9 protein-coding genes are annotated in these 8,751 nt (G+C 72.5%); all 9 read right to left on the bottom strand.

Features of this window, described 5'->3' with window-relative positions; all coding sequences use genetic code 11:
• Positions 1-120: 120 nt before the first annotated feature.
• On the bottom strand, positions 121-600 hold the full coding sequence (locus QM638_RS01710; protein ID WP_415140203.1) for a hotdog fold thioesterase: 480 nt from the start codon (positions 598-600) through the stop codon (positions 121-123).
• A gap of 220 nt (positions 601-820) precedes the next feature.
• Positions 821-1,465, bottom strand: a complete 645-nt coding sequence (locus QM638_RS01705; RefSeq protein ID WP_415140202.1) for a helix-turn-helix domain-containing protein — start codon at positions 1,463-1,465, stop codon at positions 821-823.
• Positions 1,458-2,666, bottom strand: a complete 1,209-nt coding sequence (locus QM638_RS01700; RefSeq protein ID WP_415140201.1) for an allantoate amidohydrolase — start codon at positions 2,664-2,666, stop codon at positions 1,458-1,460. The genes QM638_RS01705 and QM638_RS01700 overlap by 8 nt, the downstream gene beginning before the upstream one ends.
• 17 nt (positions 2,667-2,683) lie before the next feature.
• A complete protein-coding gene (locus QM638_RS01695) occupies positions 2,684-3,865 on the bottom strand; it encodes an NAD(P)/FAD-dependent oxidoreductase (protein ID WP_415140200.1) in 1,182 nt (393 codons plus the stop codon).
• Positions 3,862-5,196, bottom strand: a complete 1,335-nt coding sequence (locus tag QM638_RS01690) for an FMN-binding glutamate synthase family protein (RefSeq protein WP_415140199.1) — start codon at positions 5,194-5,196, stop codon at positions 3,862-3,864. Before QM638_RS01690 ends, QM638_RS01695 begins: the two co-directional genes overlap by 4 nt.
• An 18-nt stretch (positions 5,197-5,214) precedes the next feature.
• Positions 5,215-5,895: a hypothetical protein gene (locus tag QM638_RS01685; RefSeq protein ID WP_415140198.1), complete on the bottom strand. Its 681-nt coding sequence runs from the start codon at positions 5,893-5,895 to the stop codon at positions 5,215-5,217.
• Complete coding sequence (locus QM638_RS01680; protein ID WP_415140197.1) at positions 5,892-6,815, bottom strand: hypothetical protein; 924 nt, start codon at positions 6,813-6,815, stop codon at positions 5,892-5,894. Before QM638_RS01680 ends, QM638_RS01685 begins: the two co-directional genes overlap by 4 nt.
• Positions 6,816-6,842: 27 nt before the next feature.
• Entirely contained in the window at positions 6,843-8,171 is a 1,329-nt protein-coding gene (gene glnT / locus QM638_RS01675) for a type III glutamate--ammonia ligase (protein ID WP_415140196.1), read from the bottom strand.
• Positions 8,172-8,295: 124 nt separating this feature from the next.
• The coding region (locus QM638_RS01670) for a TOBE domain-containing protein (RefSeq protein ID WP_415140195.1) at positions 8,296-8,751 on the bottom strand (456 nt) is incomplete at its 5' end.

The following is an 8,751-nucleotide window of genomic DNA, read 5'->3' as shown; positions in this document are numbered from 1 at the left end:
GGCTGACCGCCTCGCGCCCGCCGGCCTCCGGGGTGCGCGCCAGCCGGTCGCACCTGGGGCAGGTGCTGGCCGCGCGGCGCTCGATGCGCCGTACCACCGCCGGCTGACGGCCTACGGGGCTCAGCCGGTCAGCACCGTCTTCTCGATCAGCGCGCAGGTGATCCGCGAGGTGCACACCCGACGCCCGCGGTCGTCGCTGATCACCACCTCATAGGCGGCCGACGAGCGGCCCAGGTGGATGGCGGTGGCGACCCCGGTGACCAGTCCCGACCTGGCGGAACGATGGTGGGTCGCGTTGATGTCGACCCCGACCGCGAGCTTGTCCATGGTGGTCGCGTGCAGCGCCGAGCCGACCGAGCCGAGCGTCTCGGCCAGCGCCACCGAGGCACCACCGTGCAGCAGGCCGTACGGCTGGGTGTTCCCCTCCACCGGGATGGTTCCCACGACCCGGCCGACCGAGGCCTCGACCAGCTCCAGCCCCAGCTTGACGTTGAGACCGCCGATGCCGTGCGGGGCTCCGGCGAAGATCTGGTCGATCGGGACCGCGGTGCCGGCGTCGGTCTGTGCGGGGGCCTGCGTGTCAGTCTCGGGGTCGGTCATGGGCGACATCGTGTCATGGGCGTGCTGGTCAGGGAGCACTCGACGATGAGCGTGCGCCATCTTGAGGAATCGCATTCGCCGGGCCCGGACCGGATCGCGGCGGTGCGGGCCGGGTCGGAGCTCGACCAGCTGTGCGGGGTGGGGTGGGTCCGCGGATGGCGAATGGAACGTATGCCGCCGATCCGGCGCCGTACCCGCACCGAGCGCTGCCGCCGCTGCCTCAGATCATCGCGTCGGGGAAGGCGATCACCGACAGGAACCGGATCGGGGTCTCCACGAGCGCGACCGGTCCGTGGGCGCCCTCCCCGTCCAGCAGCAGCGAGTCGCCGGGGTGCAGCCGGTGCACCGAGCGGCTGTGGCCGTAGTCGATGACGCCCTCGAGCAGGTAGATGAACTCGGTGCCCGGATGCTGGAAGAGCGGGTAGACCTCGCTGGACTCGGTGAGCGTGACCAGAAGGCACTCCAGCCGGCGGTGCTCCCCGCGCAGGCCGCCGAGCAGTGCGTACTCGTGCCCGGCCTGCGTGCCCTCCCGCACGATCCGGGTGCCGGTGCCGGCCTTCACGTAGGAGGCGGGACGCTCCTGGTCGGCGCCGCGGAACAGCGAGGTCACCGGGACGTCCAGGCCCCGGGCCAGGGCGCCGAGGGTGCCCAGGCTGCAGGAGGTCTGCGCGTTCTCGATCTTCGACAGCATCGCCTTGGAGATCCCGATCCGGCTGGCCATGTCGGCCACCGAAAGGCCCTGACCCTGTCGCAGGGCGCGCACGTTGCGGGCGATCGCGGTCTCCAACTCGAGAACCTCGGGGCTCTCCTCCGGAGTGCGCTGGCGGGCCGTGCCGGCGTTGCGCAGCAGCTCGTCCTCACCCATCGGCGCCGTCTCCCCTCTGTAGTAGGAACGTCATCGCCTCGGTCAGTGCGACGGCTCCCTGCTCGGCATCCTCGGGCTCGACGTGCTCACCCGGCGCATGCGACACGCCGGTGGGGTTGCGCACGAACAGCATCGCGGTGGGCACGTGCCCGGCGAGCACGCCGGCGTCGTGGCCGGCACCGGTGCGCAGCACGGGCGCCCGATCCAACACCTCGGCCAACTCCTCGCGCAGGCCGGGGTCGAAGCCGACGGTGCCCGAGAACGATTCCTCGGTCATGGTGGCCGTACAGCCCTCTGCGTCGGCGGCCGCGGACGCGGAGGTGCGGATGGACTCCACGAGCGCGCGGGTCACGCCGTCGTCGGGGTGTCGTACGTCGACCCAGAGGTCGATCCGCGAGGCGATCACGTTCGTGCCTCCTGGCGTGGGGGACAGCCGGCCCACGGTCGCCCGGGCGTCGGGCACGTCCCGGGCGAGCGCCTGCACCTGCACCACCGTGCGCGCGGCCGCGACCATCGGGTCGCTCCGGTCGCTCATCAGCGTGGTGCCGGCGTGGTCGCCGCGGCCGAGGATCGTGATCCGCCACCGGCCGTGGCCCAACACGGACGAGGCCACGGCGACGGGCCGGTCCAGATCGACCAGGCCGCGGCCCTGCTCCACGTGCAGCTCCAGGAACGTGCCGATCCGGGCCAGCCGGGTCGGGTCGGCGCCCATGCGGCGGGGGTCGAGACCGCCGGCCCGCATCGCTTCGGCGAGGCTCAGCCCGGCGGGATCGGTCAGCGCCAGGGCACGCTCCGGGGCGATCGCGCCGGTGAGCAGCCGCGACCCGAGGCAGGCCACCCCGAACCGGGAGCCCTCCTCCTCGGGGAAGACCGCGATCGCGCGGGAGCCGGGCACGTCCCGCTCCGCCAGCCGGTCGAACGCCACCAGAGCGGAGGCGATCCCCAGGGGCCCGTCGTACGCACCTCCGCCGGGGACGGAGTCCAGGTGGCTGCCCGTGACCAGCGCGCCGTCGACGGGCGGCCCGGCCCAGGCCCAGATGATCTGGTTGGCGTCCACCTCGACGTCCAGGCCGCGCCGACGGGCGTGCTCGATGAACCACGATCGCAGGTCGAGCTCGGCCTCGGACAGGACGGGCCGGCTGTAGCCGCCGCGGACCCGGTCGGCGCCGACGGCGTCGATCTCGGTCAGCAGGGAAGTCACCGTGTCGCTGGGCACGTTCAGCGCATCTCCCCGGCGCCCAGGTAGGGATGCGGGCTGGTCAGCGGGCGGCCCTCGGCGAACCGCTCGAGGCGGAAGTCCGCGGCGGGGATGTCGGTGTCGGTGCTATCGCCCTCGAACACGAGGTCGGCGACGAGGTCGCCGACGGCGGGGCTGATCTTGAAACCATGCCCGGCAAAGCCCGCGGCCAGCAGCAATCCGTCCAGGCCGCCCACGGGTGCGATCACGGGGTTCCAGTCCGGCGGCACGTCGTAGACACCGGCGTAGGTGTGAGTGACCGACGGGTCGGGGAAGCCGGGGAACCGGTGCATGACCTTCTCAGCGTAGCGCTCGACGGTCTCGTCGACGGCGACATTGGAGTAGTCGTCGGGGTCGACCAGCTTGTGCCGGAAGTCGGCGTGGTCGCTGTTGCCGACGAGGAACTGGCCACGGCCCTCGACGCGGCAGTACTGCAGACTGATCAGGTCCGAGATCACCGGCAGGTCCGGCAGCGGCACACCCGCGTCGACGATGAGCAGCTCGGACCGGTAGCTCTCCACCGGGAAGTCGACGCCCACCCCGGCGAGCAGCGCGGCCGACCACCAGCCGGCCGCCACCACGACCACGTCGGCCTCCACGACCTCACCGCCCACCAGCTCCACGCCGCGCACCGCGCCGTCGGTGGTGAGGATCCGCCTCACCGCCGTGTTCTGCCGGATCCGGGCACCGTGGTCGCGGGCGACCCGGCCGAAGTGCAGCGCCAGCTGGCTCGCGTCGGCGAACCCGCCCCGCGGCTCGTACGACGCCGCGGCGACGTCCTCCACGTTCATCATCGGCCACAGGTCGGCCAGGCGTCCGGCGTCGATCGTCTCCACCTCCACGCCGAGCCTCTGGTGGGCCGCGGTGTTCGCCCGCAGTGGCGCCACGTTCTCCTCGCCGACCAGCACCGCGTAGCCGGTCTGTCGGAAGCCGACCTCGGCGCCGAGCGCCTCGAAGGTGGGCAGGCTGCGCCAGGCCATCGCGGCGATCGAGGGCACGCCGTAGTGCGTGCGGACGATGCCGCTGGACTTCCCGGTGCCGCCGCCGGCGAGCTGGTGGCGCTCCAGCACCAGCACGTCGGAGAGCCCGCGGGTGGTCAGCGCCCGCGCGATCGAGAGCCCGATCAGGCCGCCGCCGATGACGACGGCGCGGCGGCCGCTCACCGGGCCGCGCCGGGGATCCACGAGGTGCCGGCCAGTGGCACTCGGGCCATCGCGGCTGCCTCGATGGAGATGGCCACCAGGTCCTCCGGTTCGAGGTGCTGCAGGTGCGCCTTGCCGCAGGCGCGGGCGATGGTCTGCGCCTCCATGGTGAGCACGCGCAGGTAGTTCGCCAGCCGGCGACCTCCCCCGACCGGGTCGAAGCGGGTGGCCAGCTCCGGGTCCTGGGTGCTGATCCCCGCCGGGTCGCGGCCGTCCTGGAAGTCGTCGTAGAAGCCCGCCGCCGAGCCGAGCGCCTCGTAGTCGGCGGCGTGACGGGGGTCGTTGTCGCCCAGCGCGATCAGCGCGGCGGTGCCGATCGCCACGGCGTCCGCACCCAGTGCCATCGCCTTGGCGACGTCGGCGCCGCTGCGGATGCCGCCAGAGACGATGAGCTGCACCTTCCGGTGCATGTCCAGCTCCTGCAGCGCCTGCACGGCCTGGGGAATGGCGGCTAGCGTGGGGATGCCGACGTGCTCGATGAAGACCTCTTGCGTGGCCGCCGTACCTCCCTGCATGCCGTCCACGACGACCACGTCGGCGCCGGAGTGCACGGCCAGCTTCACGTCGTAGTAGGTGCGAGTGGCGCCCACCTTGACGTAGATCGGCTTCTGCCAGTCGGTGATCTCGCGCAGCTCACCGATCTTGATGGTCAGGTCGTCGGGGCCGGTCCAGTCCGGGTGCCGTGAGGCGGAGCGCTGGTCGATGCCCTCGGGCAGCGTGCGCATGGCGGCGACCCGCTCGGAGATCTTCTGGCCGAGCAGCATCCCGCCGCCGCCGGGCTTGGCGCCCTGGCCGAGCACCACCTCGACGGCATCGGCCTTGCGCAGGTCGTCGGGGTTCATGCCGTACCGGCTGGGCAGGTACTGGTAGACGAGCTTCGTGGACTGGCCGCGCTCCTCCGGCGTCATCCCACCGTCGCCGGTGGTGGTCGAGGTGCCCACCGCCGAGGCGCCGCGGCCCAGGGCCTCCTTCGCGCCCGCCGACAGCGCGCCGAACGACATGCCGGCGATGGTCACCGGGATGTTCAGGTGCAGCGGTCGCTCGGCGTACCGCGAGCCCAGGACCACGTCGGTGCCGCAGCGCTCCCGGTAGCCCTCCAGCGGGTAGCGCGACATCGAGGCGCCCAGGAAGAGCAGGTCGTCGAAGTGGGGGAGCGCCCGCTTGGCGCCCCAGCCACGGATGTCGTAGATGCCGGTGTCGGCCGCCCGTTGGATGGCGGCGATGGTGGCCCGGTCGAAGGTGGCCGACTCGCGCAGGCCCAGACGGGCGCGCTCGTCCGAGGTGAAGGTCATCTGGGTCCCCGTCCCGATTCAGTACGCCGAGGAGTGGTCGACGTGGAAGTGATAGAGCCTCCGGGCCGAGCCGTAGCGGGTGTACGACGCCGGATCGTCGTCACCGAAGCCGGCGGCAGCCAACAGGTCGGTGAGCTCGGCGACGTGCTCGGGCCGCATCGGCTTCTCGACGCAGTCGGCGCCGAGGCTGGCCACCCGGCCGCGGACGTAGAGCCGGGCCTCGTAGATGGAGTCGCCCAGGCCGTCGCCGGCGTCGCCACGGACGACCAGGCGGCCCGCCTGCGCCATGAACGCCGAGCTGTGCCCGACGCTGCCGCCCACGACGATGTCGACGCCCTTCATGGAGATGCCGCACCGTGCGGCGGCGTCGCCGTCGATGACGAGCAGGCCGCCGTGGGCGGTGGCGCCGGCCGACTGGGAGGCGTTGCCTCGGACGAGGACGGTGCCGCTCATCATGTTCTCCGCGACCCCGGTGCCGGCGTTGCCGTTGACGGTGACGCCGGCCTGCTGGTTCATCCCGGCCGCGTAGTAGCCGACGTGGCCGTTGACGATCACCTCGATCGGGGCGTCCAGGCCGACGGCGATGCTGTGCGCGCCCCGTGGCGACTCGATGGTGGCCCGTGCCGGAGGGTCCTCCGCGTGCAGCGCGGCGTTGACCTCGCGCAGCGACGTGGTGGCCAGGTCGAAGGTGACGCTCATCCGGTGACTCCTGCCGGGGTGGGGCGCCGGGTCCACGCGTAGATGACCTCGGGCTCGGGCTCCCAGATGCGGGCGCGGTCCACCCCGGGCAGGTGCGCCAGCGCGCGGAACTCGCTGGCCATGGCGACCCAGGCGTCCGTCTCGGCGATGACGGCCGGCTTGCAGGCGATCGCGTCACGGACGACGGCGAAGGAGTCCCGGTGGGAGACCAGCAGCGTGTAGAAGCCGTCGAAGGTGGCACAGAGCTCCCGCAGCGCCAGCTCGACGTCGCGGCCGGCGGCGAGTCGGTGCGCCACGAACCTGGCGCCCACCTCGGTGTCGTTCTCGGAGTCGAAGGGGACCCCCTGCGCGGCGAGTTGGCGGCGAATGGTGGCGTGGTTGGCGAACGAGCCGTTGTGCACCAGGCACTGCTCGGGACCGACGGCGTAGGGGTGGCAGCCGGCCGGGGTGACGGCCGACTCGGTGGCCATCCGGGTGTGCCCGACGCCCTGCCAGCCGCGCGCACCCGCCAGCCCCCACCGGTCGGCCAGGGTGCGCGGGTGGCCGACGCCCTTGAGCACCGTGAGGTCGCGGCCGAAGCCGGCGACGAGGGCGTCCGGGAAGGCGGTGCGGGCGGCGGCCAGCAGCGCCTCGGCGTCGGTGTCGGCGCAGAGCTGGACGGTGGTGTCGATGGCCTGTCCGGCGACGGGGGAGCCCAGCGCGGTCGACACGGCTGCGGCCACCTCGTCGGCCGGCGGGGCGACCTCCAGCAGGGAGACGGCCGCTTGACCGGGGGGCGCCCACGTGGGGTCGCCGTACACGGCCACGCCGGCGGAGTCCGCGCCGCGGTCCTCCATCTCGCACAGCATCCCGGCGAGTAGCTCCCCGAGCCGCGGCTCGAGCGCGGGGTGACGCAGATGCAACCCGACGATCCCGCACATCGTGGTTCCTCTCGGTCTCTCGGTCTCTCAGAAGGCGGTCAGATAGCGGTCGCGCTCCCAGGAGCCGACCGAGGAGTGCCAGGACCAGAACTCCTCACGCTTGAGCCCGGCGTAGTAGTCGGCCACGCCGCTCACGCCGGAGTCGGGCTCGACGGCGGCGTCGAGGGCTGCGCCGATCAGCGCGTCCTCCTCCAGTTGCTCCACAGCGTGCAGCAGCGTGGCCGGCAGGGTGGCGTCCACCGGTCCCGTGCCCACCGGGCCGGGGTCGATGCCGCGCGCCACGCCGTCCAGTCCGGCCGCGAGAGCGACGGCTACCGCCAGATAGGGGTTGGCGGAGCCGTCCCCGCCGCGCAGCTCGACCCGCTGGTCGTCGGGCACCCGGACGTAATGGGTGCGGTCATTGCCGCCGTACGTCGCCGTGCGCGGCGCCCAGGAGGCACCCGAGGCCGTCGAGACGGCGCCGGTGCGCTTGTAGGAGTTCACGGTCGGCCCGATCACGGCCTGGAGCGCTCGGGCGTGCTCCAGGATCCCGCCGATGAAGGAGTACGCCGTCCCCGAGAGGCCGAGGCCGCGATCGTCGTCACCGGCGGGGAAGAGCGGCGCACCGTCGCTGGTCAGCGACAGGTGCAGGTGCAGCCCCGACCCGGTCTTGTCGGCGAAGGGCTTGGGCATGAAGGTCGCGATCATGCCGCGTTCCGCGGCGAGCACGCTGAGCAGGTAGCGCAGCGTGATCACGCGGTCGCAGGTGGTCAGCGCGTCGGCGTAGGCGAAGTTCTGCTCGAACTGCCCGGTGCCGTCCTCGTGGTCGTTGGCGTAGTTGCCCCAGCCGAGCGCGTTCATCGCCCGGCTGATGGAGGCGAGGTGGTCGTACATCCGGGTGACTCCGCGGGCGTCGTAGCAGGGCTGTGCCGCGGTGTCCGCGTCGTCGGCGGGCACCAGGGCGCAGCCGTCGCGCTTGAGCAGGAAGTACTCGACCTCCGCTCCCACCCATGCCTCGAAGCCGGCCGCGTCCGCGGACGCGATCTGGGCCCGCAGGATGTTGCGCGGGGCGAATGGCCAGGGACGGCCGTTCACGTGCGGGTCGCAGTGCACGAGGGCGAGCCCCTGCTTGACGAAGGGGATCGGCGTGAAGGAGGCCGCGTCCGGGATCGCCATCAGGTCGGGGTCCCTCGGTTCCTGGCCGATGGCACCGACGGCGTACCCGGCGAAGCCGACCCCCTCGGTGGCGAGGGTGTCGACCGCCTCGACGGGGACGAGCTTGGCGCACGGCTTGCCGTTGAGGTCCACGAAGAGCGCCAGGATGAAGGTGGTGCCGGACTCGTGGGCCAGGGCGGCCAGGTCCTGTGGGGATGACATCGGGTTCCTCCGCCGTCGGGATGCTCCCCATCGCGGTGGGCAGGGGATGCGGGCAGGTTTCCTGTAATGAAGCGTTGTCTACGGATAGTAGACAACGATTGTTTCGTCCGGATGACGTCCGGCACTAGAGGCGCCGGCCCGTCGCGGTGTCGAAGACGAGCACCTCGGCGGGGTCGACGCCCAGGCGGAGCCGGTCGCCCCGGCGCACCTTGAGCTTGGGCGAGCTGCGGGTGACCACCCGGGTCTCCAGGCCGGCCACCGTGCCGTGCACGTAGGAGTCCGAGCCCAGGTGCTCGACGAGGGTGGCGGTCAGTTCGATGGCGGGGGCGCCCGGACCGACGACCTGCCAGGACTCCGGACGGATCCCGACGGTGACGTCGGCCGGGAGGCTCAGCGAGGCGTCGGTAGGCACGGTGTAGCCGGCGAACTCCACCGCGCCGGGGCGCTGGGAGGCGATGAGGTTCATCTGCGGGCTGCCGATGAACCCGGCGACGAAGAGGTTCGCCGGCCTGCGGTAGAGCTCCAGCGGGGTGGCCACCTGTTGCAGCTCGCCCGCGCTCATCACCGCCACCCGGTCGCC

It is taken from the genome of Nocardioides sp., assembly GCF_047606145.1.
Taxonomy (GTDB): Bacteria; Actinomycetota; Actinomycetes; order Propionibacteriales; family Nocardioidaceae; genus Nocardioides.
The sequence above is the reverse complement of the archived record's forward strand: the minus strand, read 5'-3'. Positions and strand labels throughout refer to the sequence as shown.